The sequence below is a fragment of the Sphingomonas chungangi genome (genome assembly GCF_013778325.1).
Classification (GTDB): domain Bacteria; phylum Pseudomonadota; class Alphaproteobacteria; order Sphingomonadales; family Sphingomonadaceae; genus Solisphingomonas; species Solisphingomonas chungangi.
On sequence record NZ_JACEIB010000005.1, the window covers coordinates 1 to 16,051 of the forward strand.

Annotated in this window: 18 protein-coding genes, 1 tRNA gene and 1 pseudogene; 9 read left to right on the top strand and 11 right to left on the bottom strand. The window is 66.9% G+C overall.

Going from position 1 to position 16,051, the window contains the following annotated elements; genetic code table 11:
• The 4 genes and pseudogenes from HZF05_RS07715 to HZF05_RS07730 form a co-directional block, all read right to left on the bottom strand.
• Positions 1-95, bottom strand: a pseudogene (locus tag HZF05_RS07715) (electron transfer flavoprotein subunit beta/FixA family protein); the annotation flags it as partial.
• A 14-nt stretch (positions 96-109) separates the two neighbouring features.
• Positions 110-328: a hypothetical protein gene (locus tag HZF05_RS07720; RefSeq protein WP_160366219.1), complete on the bottom strand. Its 219-nt coding sequence runs from the start codon at positions 326-328 to the stop codon at positions 110-112.
• A gap of 11 nt (positions 329-339) precedes the next feature.
• Positions 340-1,539 (bottom strand): ADP-forming succinate--CoA ligase subunit beta, encoded by a 1,200-nt coding sequence (gene sucC / locus HZF05_RS07725; RefSeq protein WP_160366220.1) that lies wholly within the window; start codon positions 1,537-1,539, stop codon positions 340-342.
• An 89-nt stretch (positions 1,540-1,628) separates the two neighbouring features.
• Entirely contained in the window at positions 1,629-1,943 is a 315-nt protein-coding gene (locus HZF05_RS07730; RefSeq protein ID WP_160366221.1) for a hypothetical protein, read from the bottom strand.
• A gap of 68 nt (positions 1,944-2,011) precedes the next feature.
• On the opposite strand from HZF05_RS07730, the gene HZF05_RS07735 reads away from it, so the two are divergent.
• Positions 2,012-2,512, top strand: coding sequence for a sterol desaturase family protein (locus HZF05_RS07735; RefSeq protein WP_160366222.1), 501 nt, complete (start codon positions 2,012-2,014; stop codon positions 2,510-2,512).
• An 85-nt stretch (positions 2,513-2,597) separates the two neighbouring features.
• Positions 2,598-2,726 (top strand): hypothetical protein, encoded by a 129-nt coding sequence (locus HZF05_RS22120; protein WP_281367494.1) that lies wholly within the window; start codon positions 2,598-2,600, stop codon positions 2,724-2,726.
• 2 nt (positions 2,727-2,728) lie between these two features.
• On the opposite strand, the gene HZF05_RS07740 is transcribed toward HZF05_RS22120, so the two are convergent.
• From HZF05_RS07740 to crtY, 4 genes are all read right to left on the bottom strand, one after another.
• Positions 2,729-3,658 carry a phytoene/squalene synthase family protein gene (locus tag HZF05_RS07740; protein ID WP_160366223.1) on the bottom strand — a complete coding sequence of 310 codons (930 nt, stop codon included), beginning with the start codon at positions 3,656-3,658 and terminating at the stop codon, positions 2,729-2,731.
• A complete protein-coding gene (locus HZF05_RS07745) occupies positions 3,658-4,239 on the bottom strand; it encodes a TIGR00730 family Rossman fold protein (RefSeq protein ID WP_160366224.1) in 582 nt (193 codons plus the stop codon). Before HZF05_RS07745 ends, HZF05_RS07740 begins: the two co-directional genes overlap by 1 nt.
• A gap of 13 nt (positions 4,240-4,252) precedes the next feature.
• Positions 4,253-5,737, bottom strand: a complete 1,485-nt coding sequence (locus HZF05_RS07750) for a phytoene desaturase (RefSeq protein ID WP_160366225.1) — start codon at positions 5,735-5,737, stop codon at positions 4,253-4,255.
• 103 nt (positions 5,738-5,840) lie between these two features.
• Positions 5,841-6,995, bottom strand: a complete 1,155-nt coding sequence (gene crtY, locus HZF05_RS07755) for a lycopene beta-cyclase CrtY (RefSeq protein WP_160366226.1) — start codon at positions 6,993-6,995, stop codon at positions 5,841-5,843.
• Between the two features lie 187 nt (positions 6,996-7,182).
• Between crtY and HZF05_RS07760 the strand changes: the two genes are divergently transcribed.
• Positions 7,183-7,362, top strand: coding sequence for a hypothetical protein (locus HZF05_RS07760; RefSeq protein ID WP_160366227.1), 180 nt, complete (start codon positions 7,183-7,185; stop codon positions 7,360-7,362).
• 22 nt (positions 7,363-7,384) lie between these two features.
• Here HZF05_RS07760 and HZF05_RS07765 read toward each other — a convergent pair whose 3' ends face one another.
• The gene (locus HZF05_RS07765; protein ID WP_181638824.1) at positions 7,385-7,759 is read right to left on the bottom strand and encodes a PilZ domain-containing protein; all 375 of its coding nucleotides are present in this window, start codon (positions 7,757-7,759) and stop codon (positions 7,385-7,387) included.
• Between the two features lie 73 nt (positions 7,760-7,832).
• Here HZF05_RS07765 and HZF05_RS07770 point away from each other — a divergent pair, with 73 nt between their 5' ends.
• On the top strand, positions 7,833-8,576 hold the full coding sequence (locus HZF05_RS07770; RefSeq protein ID WP_160366229.1) for a sterol desaturase family protein: 744 nt from the start codon (positions 7,833-7,835) through the stop codon (positions 8,574-8,576).
• An 11-nt stretch (positions 8,577-8,587) separates the two neighbouring features.
• On the opposite strand, the gene HZF05_RS07775 is transcribed toward HZF05_RS07770, so the two are convergent.
• A tRNA-Ala gene (locus tag HZF05_RS07775) sits at positions 8,588-8,663 on the bottom strand.
• 265 nt (positions 8,664-8,928) lie between these two features.
• On the opposite strand from HZF05_RS07775, the gene HZF05_RS07780 reads away from it, so the two are divergent.
• Together HZF05_RS07780 and HZF05_RS07785 are read left to right on the top strand one after the other, a co-directional pair.
• Complete coding sequence (locus HZF05_RS07780) at positions 8,929-9,882, top strand: DUF2171 domain-containing protein (protein WP_160366230.1); 954 nt, start codon at positions 8,929-8,931, stop codon at positions 9,880-9,882.
• 129 nt (positions 9,883-10,011) lie between these two features.
• Entirely contained in the window at positions 10,012-10,779 is a 768-nt protein-coding gene (locus tag HZF05_RS07785; RefSeq protein ID WP_160366231.1) for a TIGR00266 family protein, read from the top strand.
• Positions 10,780-10,785: 6 nt separating this feature from the next.
• Here HZF05_RS07785 and HZF05_RS07790 read toward each other — a convergent pair whose 3' ends face one another.
• On the bottom strand, positions 10,786-11,550 hold the full coding sequence (locus tag HZF05_RS07790; protein WP_160366232.1) for an AraC family transcriptional regulator: 765 nt from the start codon (positions 11,548-11,550) through the stop codon (positions 10,786-10,788).
• 169 nt (positions 11,551-11,719) lie between these two features.
• Here HZF05_RS07790 and HZF05_RS07795 point away from each other — a divergent pair, with 169 nt between their 5' ends.
• The 3 genes from HZF05_RS07795 (at position 11,720) to HZF05_RS07805 (ending at position 15,918) form a co-directional block, all read left to right on the top strand.
• The gene (locus HZF05_RS07795) at positions 11,720-12,205 is read left to right on the top strand and encodes an RNA polymerase sigma factor (protein WP_281367495.1); all 486 of its coding nucleotides are present in this window, start codon (positions 11,720-11,722) and stop codon (positions 12,203-12,205) included.
• Positions 12,195-13,160: a FecR family protein gene (locus tag HZF05_RS07800; protein ID WP_343046850.1), complete on the top strand. Its 966-nt coding sequence runs from the start codon at positions 12,195-12,197 to the stop codon at positions 13,158-13,160. The genes HZF05_RS07795 and HZF05_RS07800 overlap by 11 nt, the downstream gene beginning before the upstream one ends.
• A 103-nt stretch (positions 13,161-13,263) precedes the next feature.
• Positions 13,264-15,918 (top strand): TonB-dependent receptor domain-containing protein, encoded by a 2,655-nt coding sequence (locus tag HZF05_RS07805; protein ID WP_160366233.1) that lies wholly within the window; start codon positions 13,264-13,266, stop codon positions 15,916-15,918.
• The last annotated feature ends 133 nt before the right edge of the window (positions 15,919-16,051 follow it).

Sequence of the window (16,051 nt, forward strand, 5' to 3'; positions counted from 1 at the left end):
TTGACGTTGGCGAGATCGACGCCGGTGCCGTCCATCTTCACCCGCGGCTTCACGTTGTAGTCGATCACCCGCTTCACGGGCACGAGAACCTTCATGCCAAGTCTCCTACCTATTCTTCGTCTTCATATACGTTGAAAGAGTCGACCTCTTTCCACTCGTCAGGCTCACCAACCCATTCGGATATTTCCCCGAAGTCGAAGCGACCACCACCTTTGAGCCGCTCAAATTCTTCTCGAGCTTCTGAAAGGGTGGTGAATGCGATCGGCTTCCGTTCCCAAACTTCGACAATAAACCGGGCGTTGGGATCGTCTTCCGAAACGCGAGCCATGCTGAATGTCCTTACGCCGCCTGCTTCACCTCCGCCACGATCTTGCGCGCCGCATCGCCGAGATCGTCGGCGGGCACGATGGCGAGGCCGGAGTTCGCGAGGATCTCCTTGCCCTTCTCGACATTGGTGCCTTCGAGGCGGACGACCAGCGGGACCTGGATGTTCACTTCCTTGGCCGCCGTGACGATACCCTCGGCGATGATGTCGCAGCGCATGATGCCGCCGAAGATGTTGACCAGGATGCCCTTCACCGCCGGATCGGCGAGGATGATCTTGAACGCCGCCGTCACCTTCTCGGTGGTGGCGCCGCCGCCGACATCGAGGAAGTTCGCCGGGAACATGCCGTTCAGCTTGATGATGTCCATTGTCGCCATGGCGAGGCCGGCGCCGTTGACCATGCAGCCGATGTCGCCGTCGAGCTTGATGTAGGCGAGGTCGTACTTGGAGGCTTCGACCTCGGCCGGATCCTCCTCGGTGACGTCGCGCAGCTCGACGATGTCCTTGTGGCGGAACAGCGCGTTCGAATCGAACGACACCTTCGCGTCGAGGACGAGCAGTTGGCCGTCCTTGGTCTCGACCAGCGGGTTGACCTCGAGCATCGACATGTCGGTGGCGACGAAGGCGTTGTAGAGTTGCTCGACCAGCTTGACGCACTGCTTGTTGAGATCGCCCGTGAGCTTCAGCGCGAAGGCGGCGGCGCGGCCGTGGTGCGGCTGGAAGCCCTCGGCCGGATCGATCACGATCGTCTGGATCTTCTCGGGCGTGTCGTGGGCGACCGCCTCGATGTCCATGCCGCCCTCGGTCGAGACGACCATGGCGATGCGGCCGGTCGCGCGATCGACCAGCATCGAGAGGTAATATTCCTTGTCGATGTCGGCGCCGTCGGTGACGTAGAGGCGGTTGACCTGCTTGCCATGCTCGCCGGTCTGGATGGTGACGAGCGTGTTGCCGAGCATCTCGGTCGCCGCCGCCTTCACCTCGTCGAGGCTCTTGGTCAGGCGGACACCGCCCTTGGCCTCGGCCGGCAGCTCCTTGAACTTGCCCTTGCCGCGCCCGCCGGCGTGGATCTGCGCCTTCACCACGTAGAGCGGCCCAGGCAGCTTGCCGGCGGCCGCCACCGCCTCGTCCACGCTCAACGCCGCATGGCCCGCCGGCACGGCGACGCCGAACTTCGCGAGCAGTTCCTTGGCCTGATATTCATGGATGTTCATGGGAAGGCGACTCCGCTGGTCCAAAGGTTTGGGGTCGCGTTAATCCCCGATGGCAGGCGCGGCAACCCCGCTATTTCGCAGGCGCGGCATCAACCCGCGATCGCGCAGCCCAGACCGACTCGTGTGACAACGCTGACGATGTGCGGATCGTTGAGCGCCTGCAGTCGCTCGCTCAATTCATCGAAGCTCATTTGGCCAGGGTGCTGGCCGGGCAACTTGGCGGCGCGGGCGAGTTGGTGAAGCTCGTCATCGTTCAACTTGCGCACCAGCTTGCCGGCCATGCAGTCGGCCAATTCGGGCCGGACGCCGGCATCGACCAGCTTCTCGCGCACCTTCGCTTCGGGCGAGATGGTGGAGCAGGCGGAAGCGAACAGCACGAGGGAGAGAATGGCGATGCGTTTCATAGCGGGTCCGCTCTAGACTTCACGGGTGAGCGGTTCCTGAACACGGCGTTCCCGTTTATATCGGCACCATGAGCCTGCTTCCCGGCATCTCCCTGTTCGCCCTCACCGTCGCGGCGATGGAGGGCTTCGCCTATGCGATGCATCGCTGGGTAATGCACGGGCCGGGCTGGTTCCTCCACGCCAGCCACCATCGGCCGAGGACGGGGGCGTTCGAGCTCAACGATCTCTATGCGGTGATCTTCGCGCTCCCCTCGATCCTGCTGCTGGCCGGCGGGGTGCGTTGGGGCTGGTGGCCGGGCTGCACTTGGATCGGCGCGGGGATCGCGGCATACGGCGCCATCTATTTCGGCTTCCACGACTGGATCGTGCACAAGCGCCTGCCCCACCGCCATGTCGCCCGCTCGACCTACATGAAGCGCATCGTCCAGGCCCACCGGCTGCACCATGTCGTCGAGACCAAGGCGGGCACGGTCAGCTTCGGTTTCCTTGTCGCACCAAAGCCGGAGGCGCTGAAGGCCGAGCTCAAGCGCAGGGAGCGGGCGGGCATGCGGGCACCGGATCGAGGATAGGACCGGCGGAGGGCATACGATCTTCGCATTTGCCGGGCGCGGCGCGACGGGCGTATCATGGCTTCCTACGCAAGGGGATTCCACCATGGCGAAGCAAACCGACCTTCCGAAGACCGGCAGCGTGCTTCCTCTCGTCAAGCCCGCGCCGGTCGGCCCGGGCACGCCGGGCACCGCCACCAGCACCGGCAACCCCGACAACCGTCTCAACCGCTAGACTCAGCGCGGTCGGGTCCACAGCCCTTCGCGTGCGGCATCGGGCAGGAGTTGCCGCCCCGCCGCCTGCCACGCGGCCGTGATCACCCAGCCGAGCTTGTCCGCCCCCGAGGTGGAGACGCGCCGGTCCCACGCGCGTTCGCCCCGTGCCGCGACCTCGCGGGCAATGTCGCCGTAGATTCCAGCCGCCGCCAGCACTGCCCAGGCTGCGCGGAAGGACAGCCTCTTCGTGCCGACCCGCGCCGAGGCCTCATAGCGCTCCGCCATGATCGCCAGCCGCCGCGCCAGCATGGCGAGGCGCGGGCGGAAGGGCGGCTTCATATGCTCGCCGGGCGGGATATCGACCTCGACCAGCCATTCGACCGGCAGGTAACAGCGATCGATCGCATCATCCTCGCTGATATCCCGCGCGATGTTGGCCAGCTGGAAGGCGATGCCGAGATCGCAGGCGCGGTCCAGCGTCGCCTCGTCACTCGGGTCGACGCCCATCACCACCGCCATCATGCAGCCGACCGTGCCGGCGACATGGTAGCAATAGCGCAGTAGGTCGGCCTCCGAGCGCGGCCGCCAGTCCTGCGCGTCGAGCGCGAAACCGTCGATCAGATCGTGTGCGTAGCGCGCGGGCAAGCCGGTCTCCGCCGCGACCACGCCGAGACAATCGAAGGAGGGATCGCCCGTCTCCTCGCCCGCCAGCGCCTTGGCCGTCAGCGCTCGCATTCGGGACAGCCGGGCGGCCGCGTCCTGCACCGCGCTCGCGCCATGGCCGAGCACCTGCCCGTCGGCGATGTCGTCGCAGGCGCGGCACCAGGCGTAGAGCAATTGCGCCCGCTCGCACGTCCGCCGATCGAACAGGCGCGAGGCCGCGGCGAAGGACTTCGACCCTTTCGCGATGGTGCTCCGGGCATGCGCGACGAGGGCCGCCCGATCCACCATCAGAGTTCCGTCGCCTTCATCGCGAAGATTGTGGAGTGCGGCTCGTAGGCGGCCATCTTCGCGAGCAGATCGTCCAGATCGTCGCTGTCGATCAGGATGCCGCGATGCTGGAGGCGGACGAAGCCGGTTTCGCCCATCTTCGCCCAGAACTGGAGCAGCCCGTCGTAGAAACCCGCGACGTTGAGCAAGCCCACCGGTTTGTGATGATAGCCGAGCTGCGCCCAGCTCATCGCCTCCCAGAGCTCGTCCATCGTGCCGGTGCCGCCGGGGATGGTGACGAAGCCGTCCGACAGATCGGTGAAGGCCTGCTTGCGCTGGTGCATCGTCTCGACGACGTGCAATTCGGTGCAGCCCTTGTGCGCCACTTCGGCATCGACCAGCGCGGAGGGAATCACTCCGATCACCTCGCCGCCCGCTTCGAGGCAGGCATCGGCCACCGCGCCCATCAACCCGAGCCGGCCCCCGCCATAGACGAGGCCGATGCCCTTCCCGGCAAAGGTGCGGCCGACATGACGCGCGCTTTCGACGTAGCGCGGATCGGCGGGGGTGGCGGAGCCGCAATAGACGGCAAGACGCTTCACTTCGGGATACTCCTCACGAACGCCGCAGATCGTCCAGCATCAGGGCCGCCGTGGCCTTTGCCGAGCCGACCACGCCCGGGATGCCCGCGCCCGGATGGGTCCCGGCACCGACGAAATAGAGGTTGGGAATGCGATCGTCGCGGTTGTGGACGCGGAAGAAGGCGGACTGGGTGAGCAGCGGCTCGAGGCTGAAGGCCGATCCCAGATGCGCGTTGAGATCGCCCGCGAAATCCATCGGCGTATAGTGGAAGCTGGTCACCAGCCGCTCGCGCAGGCCGGGGATCAGCCGCGCTTCCAGATAATCGAGGATGCGGTCGGCATAGATCGGGCCGACTTGATCCCAATCCACCGGCAGCTTGCCGAGGTGCGGCACCGGCGCCAGCGCATAGAAGGACGAACAGCCCTCTGGCGCGAGTGCCGGGTCGGTGACGGTCGGGTGATGGAGATAGAGCGAGAAGTCGCGCGCCAGCACGCCGTGATCGTAGATGTCCTTGAGCAGCCCTTCGTAGCGCGGGCCGAACAGGATCGAATGGTGCGGGATGCCGGGGAATGCGCCGCGGATGCCGAAGTGAACGACGAACAAGGATGGCGAGAAGCGCTTGCGCTCCAGGGCCCGAGCCGCCCGCTCACCGCGATGGCTGGAGGTCAGCAGGTCGCGATAGCTGTGCACGATGTCGGCGTTGGACGCGACGGCATCGAAGCTGCCGTGCCAACCGCTCTTGGTGGTCAGGCCGGTGACGTGATCGCCCAACGTATCGATCGAGGCGACCGCGTCGTCCAGCCGCACAACGCCGCCCAGCCGCTCGAACTGCGCCACCATCGCGCGCACCAGCGCATGGGTACCGCCTTTCGGGAACCACACGCCGCCGTCCCGCTCCAGCTTGTGGATCAGCGCGTAGATGGCGCTCGTCGTCATCGGATTGCCGCCGACCAGCAGGGTGTGGAAGCTCAGCGCCTGCCGCAGATGCGGGTCTTTCACGAAGGAGGACACCATCGAATAGACCGATCGCCACGCCTGATATTTGAGGAGGTCCGGCCCGGCCTTCATCATCGACGCGAAATCGAGGAAGGCGACATGGCCAAGCTTCTCGTAGCCCTCGCGATAGACGCCGGCGGCATAATCGAGGAAGCGGCGGTAGCCGGACACGTCCTCCGGGTTCAGCGCCGCGATCTGGCGGTTCAGAGCGGCATCGTCGTTGGTGTAGTCGAAGCTCGTTCCATCGGGCCAGTTCAGCCGGTAGAATGGGTTGACCGGCAGTAGCTCGACATCCTCGGCCATGTCGCGGCCCGAAAGGCGCCACAGCTCGGCAAGGCAGTTCGGATCGGTGATGACGGTGGGGCCGGCGTCGAAGGTGAAGCCGTCACGCTCCCACGCATAGGCGCGGCCGCCGGGCTTGTCGCGCGCTTCCACCAGCACCGTGGCGATCCCCGCCGACTGCAGGCGGATGGCGAGCGCCAGCCCGCCGAACCCTGCTCCGATCACCGCCGCCGTCTTCATGCCACGCAAACCCTAAAGCGATTTCGAGGCAGGGGGAATCACCTGCCGGATCGGAAATCGCGCCAACCAAAACCGAGAGCGGTCCCGTGACTACGGAAACATTCTACCCGGCGATCGCCTTCAACGCACGCCCGATCGGCACTGGCGGGCGGCCGAGCAGGATGCGCGCCTTGTCCATCGTCGTCGAGCGGCTCGCGTAAAAGCGGCGCACGAGGGATTCGTCCAGCCCATAGAAGCGGCGCAGCACCCGCCAGCGTTCCTCGGGCTCGGCTGCGCGGAACAGCATGCGGTTGAGCAGGCGGTAGAAACTGCGCTCCTCCCACGCCCGTTTCGCATGGCCGAACAGGGCATCGTGCAGCGCCGGGGCGGACCAGTCGCTGAGACCCGCCACGAAGCTCGCAGTGCGCACCGCATCGGGCAGCGAATAGCCGGTGGTCGGCTGGAACAGTCCGGCGCGCATTCCCGCCTTGGCGACATTGGCGCCGCCCGATCGCCAATAGGTGTCGAAATCGCCGGCCAGCACCACCGGCAACGCACCCCGCTCCTCGCGTGAGGTATCCTGCACCGGCCAGCCGCGCGAGGCGGCATAGGCCGACACCCGGCCGGCCAGCAGCACGGCATCGATGTCGGGCGTGTCGCTGTAATAGGTGTCCTCGACGAACAGCCGGTCCGGCCCGAAGGGCAGCAGATAGACGAACCGGTAGCCGTCTGTCTGCTCGACACTGGCGTCCATCACCACCGGCCGGGCGAGGCCGTGCGGCCGGGCGAGGTGCAACTCGCGGCCCAGGAATTTCTGCCAGCCGCATTCCAGCGTCGCAAGATCGCCCGGTCCCCGCGCGTCGATCACGCCGCCCGCCTCGATCCGCGTGCCGTCGGCGAGCACCACCGATCGCGGGCCGACGCCGATCGCCTTACGGCCGGTCAGCACGCGCTCGGCGGGCAGCGCCTCGCGCAGCCTGCGATCGAAATGGTCCGACGTGATCGAATGGTAGCGCGCGTCGAGCCGCCGCCGCAGCCCCGGAAAGACGACATGATAGCCGTCCCAGTATTGCGCCACGAGCGGCACGACGAGCGGGCGATCCGCCGGCGCCACGTCGCTTTCGAAGAAGGACCAGACATGGTTGCCGCCCAGCCTCTCGTCGCCCTCGATCAGCAGCACGCGCGCATCGGGGCGGCGCTTCGCCAGCGCAAGCGCGATCAGCCCGCCGGCGAGCCCGCCGCCGACGATCGCAAGATCGCACTGGCGCATGCGTGTCATAACGGAACCGTACCGCCCTTAGCGTTTCGCGTCACCCGCCCGCGATTCTGCGCAGAGCGTTAGACGATGGTCGAGACTGATCGATACTGATACAGTTTGTACACTCGTGCAGCCACAAGACCCCCAACGCGCCCTAGAGCGCCGGCCCATGCAGTGGTCGATTGTCGGCCCTGTGAAGGATGTCGATGTGGACGAGCAAATCAATGCGTTGGCGACAAGCCTGGTCGATCGGTTCGGCGATCGGGCGCTGTCGGTGGTGATCCGGCAGTTCGATGCCGCCGAGGGCGACGTGAAACTGGTCTGGGGCCGGATCATGGAATGGCTGATGCTGCACGGCGAGGAAGCGGGGAACCGGCCGACCGAGTGACCTGGACGCACGCCTTGCCGGCCTAGTCGGTGGTTTCCGGGCCCTGCGTCGACGCGCACATCATTGCGTACACCGCCTCGCTCGGCGGCACGTCGACCATGCAGCCGATCCGCCCGCCGTCGCACCACACCACCCGGCCGACGAGGCGCGGCCAGCCGTCGACCTCCAGTCGAACCGGCTGCCCGGCAGGTAGCACCAGGGGCACCGCGACGCGGAAGCCGTGCCGCGACAGGTTGATGAGGCGGACCGGCTCCGGCTTGCCCTCCACCACGACGAGCCGCGCCGCCAGATCGATCGCGTAGCGCGGGTCGATCCGGCGCGGGGCCGATCCGGAATTCGGGTTGTTTTCCACCATGATACGCTCGGGTTCCGGACGGCAGGACATCGAGGCTGCCATCCCCCGCTCCCCTTGCCGTCTTGCTCCTCCTTTTTGCGATCCGGATCAAGGGGCTGTGGAGTATGAGAGGCCGATGACGACGATCCCCGCCCTCCTCCTCTCCGCGCTGGCGATGACGCTGATCGTGGGCGTGCGCTACCTCATTGTCTCAGGCGCGTTCGCGTTCGCGACGAACCGCCGCAATCCCGCTCTCTATCGCGGACTGCGCCCTCAAATGCGCCGCGAGATCGGCTGGAGCCTCGCGTCGGCGGCGATCTACGGAATGCCGGCGGGGCTGCTCGCCTGGGGCTGGGCGCATCGCGGCTGGACGCGGGTCTATACCGACATCCACGCGCATCCGCTCTGGTGGTGGCCGGTATCGGTGCTGCTGTGCCTATTCGCGCACGACAGCTGGTTCTACTGGACACATCGCTGGATGCATACACCCCGCCTGTTCCACGCGGCGCACGCCGTCCACCATGCCAGCCGCCCGCCGACCGCCTGGGCGGCGATGAGCTTCCACCCGTGGGAGTCGATCACCGGCGCGGTGGTGATCCCCGCGCTCGTGCTGGTCGTGCCAATGCACTGGACGGCGCTGGCGTGCGTACTGACCATCATGACGCTGATGGGCGTGACCAACCATATGGGCTGGGAGATCTTCCCCCGCCGGCTGGTAGAGGGTCCGGCGGGCCGCTGGCTGATCACCGCGAGCCACCATCAGCGGCACCACGAGCAGTATCGCTGCAATTACGGGCTCTATTTCCGCGTCTGGGATCGGCTATGCGGGACCGACCGTGGCTTGGGCCGCTTCGACGAAGCGACGGATGGTCAGGCATGAACCGGCGGGCGTGGTGGAGCTGAGGGGAATCGAACCCCTGACCTCTGCAGTGCGATTGCAGCGCTCTCCCATCTGAGCTACAGCCCCGCACCGCCGGTGGGCGCTCCCTTTAGCGGCGGTTTACCGGGCTGGCAACGCGCAAAAGCCGCCCCTACCAAATTGATCATCCCGTCCTCTCTGGCGACTGGTCGCGGCCGCCTTTCGATTGGCCGCGCTGGCATTCCATCGTACCCGTAACGATCGGAACGACAAGGCTTTTCTCCCGTTGATGGGCATGATCGCACGGGCGCCGCCGAGGCGGACGATATCGTGTGACAGCTTTTCCCGGTTCCGCAGGAGAAAGGACGTCCCCATGGGCTATGAACGCAACGACCGCCGCTACGGCTACGACCGCGATTATCGCGAACCCCGCTATGGCAATCCCGAGGATCGCGGGTTTTTCGATCGCGCCGGCGACGAGGTCCGCTCGTGGTTCGGCGACGAGGAGGCGGAGCGTCGCCGCCGCATGGACGAGTTGGCCGACGAGCGCTACGAGCGCGAACGGGGCCACTACGAGGGCGGCCGCTACGCTGATCGCTCGGTCGGCGGCTATCGTAGCCCGGATCGCTATCCGACCTGGGGCCGTTCGAACCGCGACGAGAGTTATCGTGCCTCGGGCTATTCGCGAGGCTACGCGCCGAGTTCCTATCATTATCCGGCGACGGGCGAGGATCGCCAGTTCGAGACCGGCTATCCGGACAGCACTCGCACGCACAGCTATGCCGACACGGGATATCGCTACGGCAGCGATCGGGACGCGCGGTATGATGGCTATCGCTCCTATTATGGTGGCGGTTCCGCTTCGCGGGACAATGATGTCCACGGCTACGGCAACTGGCGCAACCGTCAGATCAGCCAGTTCGATCAGGACTATGACGAATATCGCCGCGAGCATCAGAGCCGCTTCGAGAACGAGTTCGCGAGCTGGCGCCAGAACCGCCAGACCCAGCGCGATTCGCTCCGCTCGGTGACCGAGCATATGGAAGTGGTCGGCTCGGACGGCACGCATGTCGGCAAGGTCGATCATATCCGCGGCGACCGCATCCTGCTGACCAAGACGGACCGCGACGCCGGCGGGCATCACCATTCGATTCCGTCTTCATGGATCAAGTCCGTCGACGAGAAGGTCCACCTCGGCAAGACGGCCGCCGAGGCCCAGCAGGCATGGCGAGACGAGGACAGCAATCGCGGCCTGTTCGGGCGCGATCGCGACGACAGCGATCGCGGTGCGACCAATCTCAACCGGAGCTTTTCCGGCACCTACTGACGGGCGCGTGACACCGCTCTGATGGCGAAGGCCCGGCCGGGCGACCGGCCGGGCCTTTTCGTGTCCCTTTCGCCCGGTGCCTTATCCGGATACAACAGCATCGGGAGTGCAAGCGGAAGGACTTAGGCGATGCGCTACGAGGTTTCCGGCACGACGATGCAGACCGTCTCGATCGATCTCGATGCGGGCGAGCGGCTCTACAGCCAGACGCACAGCATGGCGTGGATGAGCGACACGATTCTGATGCAGACCCACACCGGCGGCGGCCTGTTCGCGGGCCTGAAGCGCGCGATGGGCGGCGGCACCCTGTTCATCACCGAGTTCATGGCCGAGCGTGCCGGCCACATCGCCTTCGCGCCGCGCTTTCCCGGGCAGATCATGCCGTTCAGGCTGGGGCCGGGGCAGTCGCTGATCTGCCGCAAGGAAACCTTCCTGTGCGCCGAGCAATCGGTGACGCTCGACATCGCCTTCCAGCAGCGGCTGGGAGCGGGCTTCTTCGCGGGCGAAGGCTTCATCCTCCAGCGCGTCACCGGTCCGGGCACGGTGTTCCTCGATCTTTCGGGCGAGGTTGTGGAGAAGAGTCTGGCGCCCGGCGAGCGGCTGCTCGTCCACGCCGGCCATATCGGCATCCAGGAGCCGAGCGTGGCGACCGATATCCAGATGATGCGCGGCTTCCGCAATATCCTGTTCGGCGGCGAGGGACTGTTCCTCGCGACGCTTACCGGGCCGGGCAAGGTGTGGCTGCAATCGATGCCGATCCTAAACCTCGCCGAGGAGATCGCGCGCTACCTGCCGGGCGACCGCAACGAGCAGGTCAATTTCGGCACGGTGGCCGGCACCGGCGCGGCGGGCGCGGTGGTCGGCGGTATATTGGGCAGCATCTTCGGCAACGAATGAGGCCTGTCAGGCCCGGCTGCGGCCGTAATGGCTGGGTGGCACGCCGAGCACGCGGTGAAACATCGCGGTAAACGAGCTCGGACTTTCGTAGCCGACATCGTAAGCGATCGCGGTGATCGGCCGGCCCTCGCCCAGCATCGACAGCGCCGCCATCAGCCGGATCTGCTGCCGCCAGGTCGCGAAGGCCATGCCGGTTTCGGCGCGGAAGGCACGGGTGAAGGTGCGGCGCCCCATGCCTGCTTCCTTGGCGAGCGCATCGAGATCGCGCTGGTCGGCGGGATCGCCGACGATGACGTCGCAGACCCTCCTCAGCCTGCGATCGCCGGGCATCGGCGCGGAGAGCGGCGTCGCCGGCATGCGCGCGATCTCGTCGATCAGCAGCCGGACGATCTGGCCCTCGCGCGCCTCGGAGGCCGCATCGTGATCGAAGGCCAGAACCTCCTGGATCAGCGCCCGGACCAGCAGCGGCACGTCGAAGACGCGCGGCTCCATCGGTCCGTCGGGCAAAACGGGATCGACCGACAGCCAGTTGAAGGTGACGGGGCCCCGGCAGAAGATCTCGTAGGGCGCCCCCGCCGGCAGCCAGATCGCGCGATGCGGCGGCAGTACGTGGCTTGCGGCCTCCGTCGTCACCGACATGACCCCGGTCAGCGCGTGGACGACCTGCGCGCGCTCGTGGCTGCGAAGGGCTTCGGCATGCCCGGCCGGATAGTGATCGATCGCCCCGACCACCGGCCCGATCACCGACGGCAGGTCCGTACTGCGCTTCATGGCACGGCAGCCTAGCCGATCATCCTGCCTCTGCCCACCAAGCTATTCGTCTAAGCTTGCGCGGCATGCGCTTCCGATCCATGACCCGCGCTGCAGGGGAGAGAACAGCACGGAACCGCAGCGCGACAGGCCTGAAGACGGCACGGCCCGGGAGACGATCCTCGCGCGGCTGGCGCACAGCTATGGGCAGGCGCTGGGGCGGTTCTTCGAGCGGCGGGTGGCGGTGAAAGCCGACGTGCCCGATCTGGTGCAGGACGTATTCCTTCGGCTCAGCAGGATGCCCGACCCGGCCGCGATCGAGAAGCCCGAGCATTTCCTGTTCGTCACCGCCGCCAACGTGCTCAAGGATCGGGCACGCCGCGATGCCGTGCGCGGGGCCGGGCTGCATGACGAATTGCTCGACGATGGTCTCGCAGGTTCGGAGATTCCGCCGGACCGCGTCTTGGAGAGCAGGGAGGCGGCAGAACGCCTGCAGGCGGTGCTGCTCGAGCTTCCCGAACGGACCCGCGACATCTTCGTACTGCGCGTGCTGGAGGGAGTGAAGATGGCCGACGTCGCCCGCGCCTTCGGCATTTCGACGCGCGCCGCAGAGAAGCACCAGGCGAAGGCGCTCGCCCGCGTCACCGCCGCGCTGGAGGACTGGCGTGAACGCTGACGACGCCCTGCTCGCCGAAGCGGCCTCCTGGCGCGAACGGATGGAGTCTCCGGGCGATGCGACGCGCGCCGCTTTCGAGGCATGGCGCTGCATGAGTGCCGAGCACGACGCCGCCTATGCGCGGGTGAGCGCCGCTCGGGACGCGGCACAGGCAATGGCCGATCAACCGGGTTTGTTCTCGCTCCGCCAGCAGACGCTCGCGCGCGCCGCGCTGGCGCCCAAGCCTTTGCTGACGAAACGCAAGGTGGTCGCCACCGCCGTCCTGCTGCTGGCAGGCGCGCCGCTCGCCGCGCTCGGCATCCATGCCTGGTCCCCCAGGATGGTGCAGCCGAGCGGCGAGACCTTCCGCACCGGAATCGGCCAGCAGGCCGACGTGACGCTGCCCGACGGATCGACCGTCACCCTCGACACCGCGAGCCGGCTGGAGGTGCGTTACGACGGCGACATGCGCCGCGTGCTGCTCGACGGGCAAGGCTGGTTCCGGCTCAAGCCTTCCGAAAAGCCGTTCCTCGTCTCCGCAGGTGGACACAGCTTCACGGCGGATCGGGGCAGCTTCGACATCCGGACCGATCCGGGCCAGGTCCGCGCCTTCGCGATGGACGGCTCGCTGTCGCTGGCGGGCGGCGACTCCTCTGTGGCTCTGACGTCCGGCAAACTGTTGGCGGCGCGCGGCAACGACGTGACGATCCAGAAGCTGGACGATCCCGCCAGCTTCACCGGTTGGCGCTCCGGCCTGCTCCAGTTCGACGACGTGCCCGTCGCGCAGGCCGCGAGCGAGCTCAACCGCTATCGCCGCCGCCCGATCCGTATTGCCGACAGCCGTGTTGCTTCTTTGCACGTCTCCGGCGCCTTCCGCACGACAGAGACCCCCGCCTTCGTCGATGCGCTCACCTCGGGCTTTCCCGTGCGCGTGAAGCAGGATAGCAGCGAAGGCGTCGTCATCGCCTCGCGATAGGCGGCCGAGAAAAAAATTTCGCCTGGGGGTTCGGCTTTTGGAAAGCCCTGCGTCTTGTCCCTTGAAGGTTCCGCATACGACGGGATCGCGAGGGAGGAGGCAGGTGCCATGGCAAACCCGGTTCGCGCATGCCAGCGCTGCCATCCTACTGGCGACAGCGCTCTGGCCGGGCCGCTCGATCGCGGCGCCTCCGCTCAATTTCGATATTCCTCGCGGCACACTCTCGGACGCGCTGGCGATTTATGCGCGGCAGAGCGGGCGGCAATTGCTGTTCGCGCCGACGGACGTGGCGAGCAAGCACGCCGCACCGGTGCATGGCCGGCTCGATCCGGATCGCGCGCTGGCGAGACTGCTCGCCGGCACTGGCTTTCGAGCGCGGGCCGCACCGGGTGGCGCGATCCTGCTGGAACCGGCACCCGTGGCTAGGCCGGCGCTCCGCCTCGACCCCGCCGAGCCGGATGCGATCGCGCCCGCCGACGTGGCGAAGGCGCCCGACATCGTCGTTGTCGGTACGCCGGGCGGTGGATCGCGCCGGCAGGAGGCGGCCTTCGCCGTCACCAGCATCGACCGCGCCGCGATCGACCGGCTCGCGCCGGCCAGCACCGCCGATGTGCTCAGGCTCGTCCCCGGCCTCACCATCGAGAGTTCGGGCGGCAAGAACGGCGCCAACATCTTCGTGCGCGGCTATCCTTCGGGCGGCGATGCCGAATATGTGACGTTCCAGACCGAGGGCGTGCCCTTCTTCCCGCCGGCGACGCTCTCCTTCCTCGAAAATTCGCAGCTCTACCGGATCGACGAGACGGTGCAGCGGGTCGAGGCAGTGCGCGGCGGCACTAGCGCCTTGTTCGCCTCGGGCCAGCCGGGCGTCACCGTCAACCTCGTCCTGCGCGAGGGCGGTGATCATCTGGAGGGCGTCGCCAAGCTCGGCGTGATCACCGACGGCGAGGTGCGCGGTGACGCTCTGCTATCCGGCCCGCTCGGTGCCGACACCCGGTTCATGATCGGCGGTTATTATTCGCGGGGCGACGGCATCCGCTCGCCGGATTTCGATGCCGATCGCGGCGGCCAGATCACCGCCAACCTGCGCCACGATTTCGGCAAGGGATCGGTGCTGGTCTTCACTCGATATCTGAATGACCGCTCGCAATGGCTGCTACCCATCCCGGTGGAGCAGAATGGCCGCAGGATCAGCGCCTATCCGGGCTTCGACGCCGGCAGTGGCACGCTCGCCGGGCCGGACACCCGCATCGGCACGCTGAACGACGGCCGGCGTTATGATCTCGAGGACGGACGCGGGGCGCGGATCGTCAATCTCGGTGCCAATCTGGAAGGCGATCTCGGCGGCGGCTTCACCGTGCGCGACAAGTTCAGCTGGCTCGCCGGCCATGCCGATACGACTGGCCTCGTCTCGGGCGATGTCGCGCCGGAAAGCGCCGCCGCTTATGCTGCGAAGCTGGGCAGCACCATCGCCTCGCTCACCACCGTCTCGGATGGTCGCGCCGTCTCGCCCGATCAGGCGATCGTCGAAGCTGGCGTATGGAGTATCCGCAAGCGCGTCTTCGCCCTCGTCAACGATGCGACGCTGGAGTGGAAGGCCGGGCCAAGCAAGGCGACGGTGGGTATCTACGCGACGCGCTACGGATCGCGCGATTATTGGAATACCGGCAACGATCTGCTGCTCACCGCCACACCCAATGCCGAGCGGCTGAACATGACGCTCGCCAACGGCGACGTCGTCACGCGCGACGGTTTCACCAGCGGCGCGAGCTTCCTCGTCAATGCGCATTACACCGGCACCGATCTCGCCTTCTACGGCGTCGAGGAGCTGAAGCTCAACGACCGGGTGCGGATCGATGCGGGCATCCGCCATCAGCATCACAGCGTTGACGGCACGATCGCCGACAACGATTCGACGGGGCCGGGCGGGCTCGATGGCAACCCGCTCACCCTCTACGACAATGACGACGTCGTGCTCTCCGGCACCAATTCACGCCTGCGTTACAGGGGCGGCGCATGGTCCTGGACGATCGGAGCCAATGTCGACATCACGCGCGCGCTCGGCGCCTTCGCGCGGTTCAGCCACGGCAACAGCTTCCCCTTCTTCGACAACCTCCGCGACGGCATCGATGTGGCGCCGCAGGTCGATACGGTGGAGGGTGGCATCAAGCTATCGACACGTCCGCTCAGCCTCTACGCCACGTTGTTCCACAACAATTTCCGGGGCCTCGCCACCACCGTCATCACCGATGGCGCGCCGCTCGCCTCGATCGGCGGCGCGCGGGCGACCGGCGTGGAGCTGGAGGGCGTGTGGCGCCCAAAAAAACCGATCTCGGTCACTTTCTCGGGCACCTGGCTCGACGCGCATTACCGCCATTTCTATACCGACGACGGCCTGACCGACCTCACCGGCAACCGCGTCCAGCGCCAGCCCGAATGGCAGTGGCGCGTCACCCCCGCCTGGGATTTCACGATCGGCGGCCGCAAGGCCAGCCTCTCCACCACGATCAGCTATATGGGCGATCGCTGGTCCGACGTGCAGAACGCGCAGCTGCTGCCGCGCTTCTGGAAGTGGGATGCGGGCCTCAGCCTCGACATGACGCCGCGCCTGCGCCTGCAGGCCACCGCCGACAACATCACCAACGCCATCGGCCTGACCGAAGGCAATCCGCGCATGCTCGGCGCGCAGGGGACGGGGGCGATCTTCGCGCGCCCGATCCTCGGCCGCTCGGTCGAGCTCAGCGCAAGATACGGTTTTTAAGTCATGGCGCGTAGCCCGCCCTAGCCCCGTCCAGGTCCTCCGGATTCCCCAAGACCGACAATCGCGAAGCCGCGTGCTTCGCGAACCGGGCGGCTGTCGCCGGAACGACCCGCCCCCAACGACACAAAACATC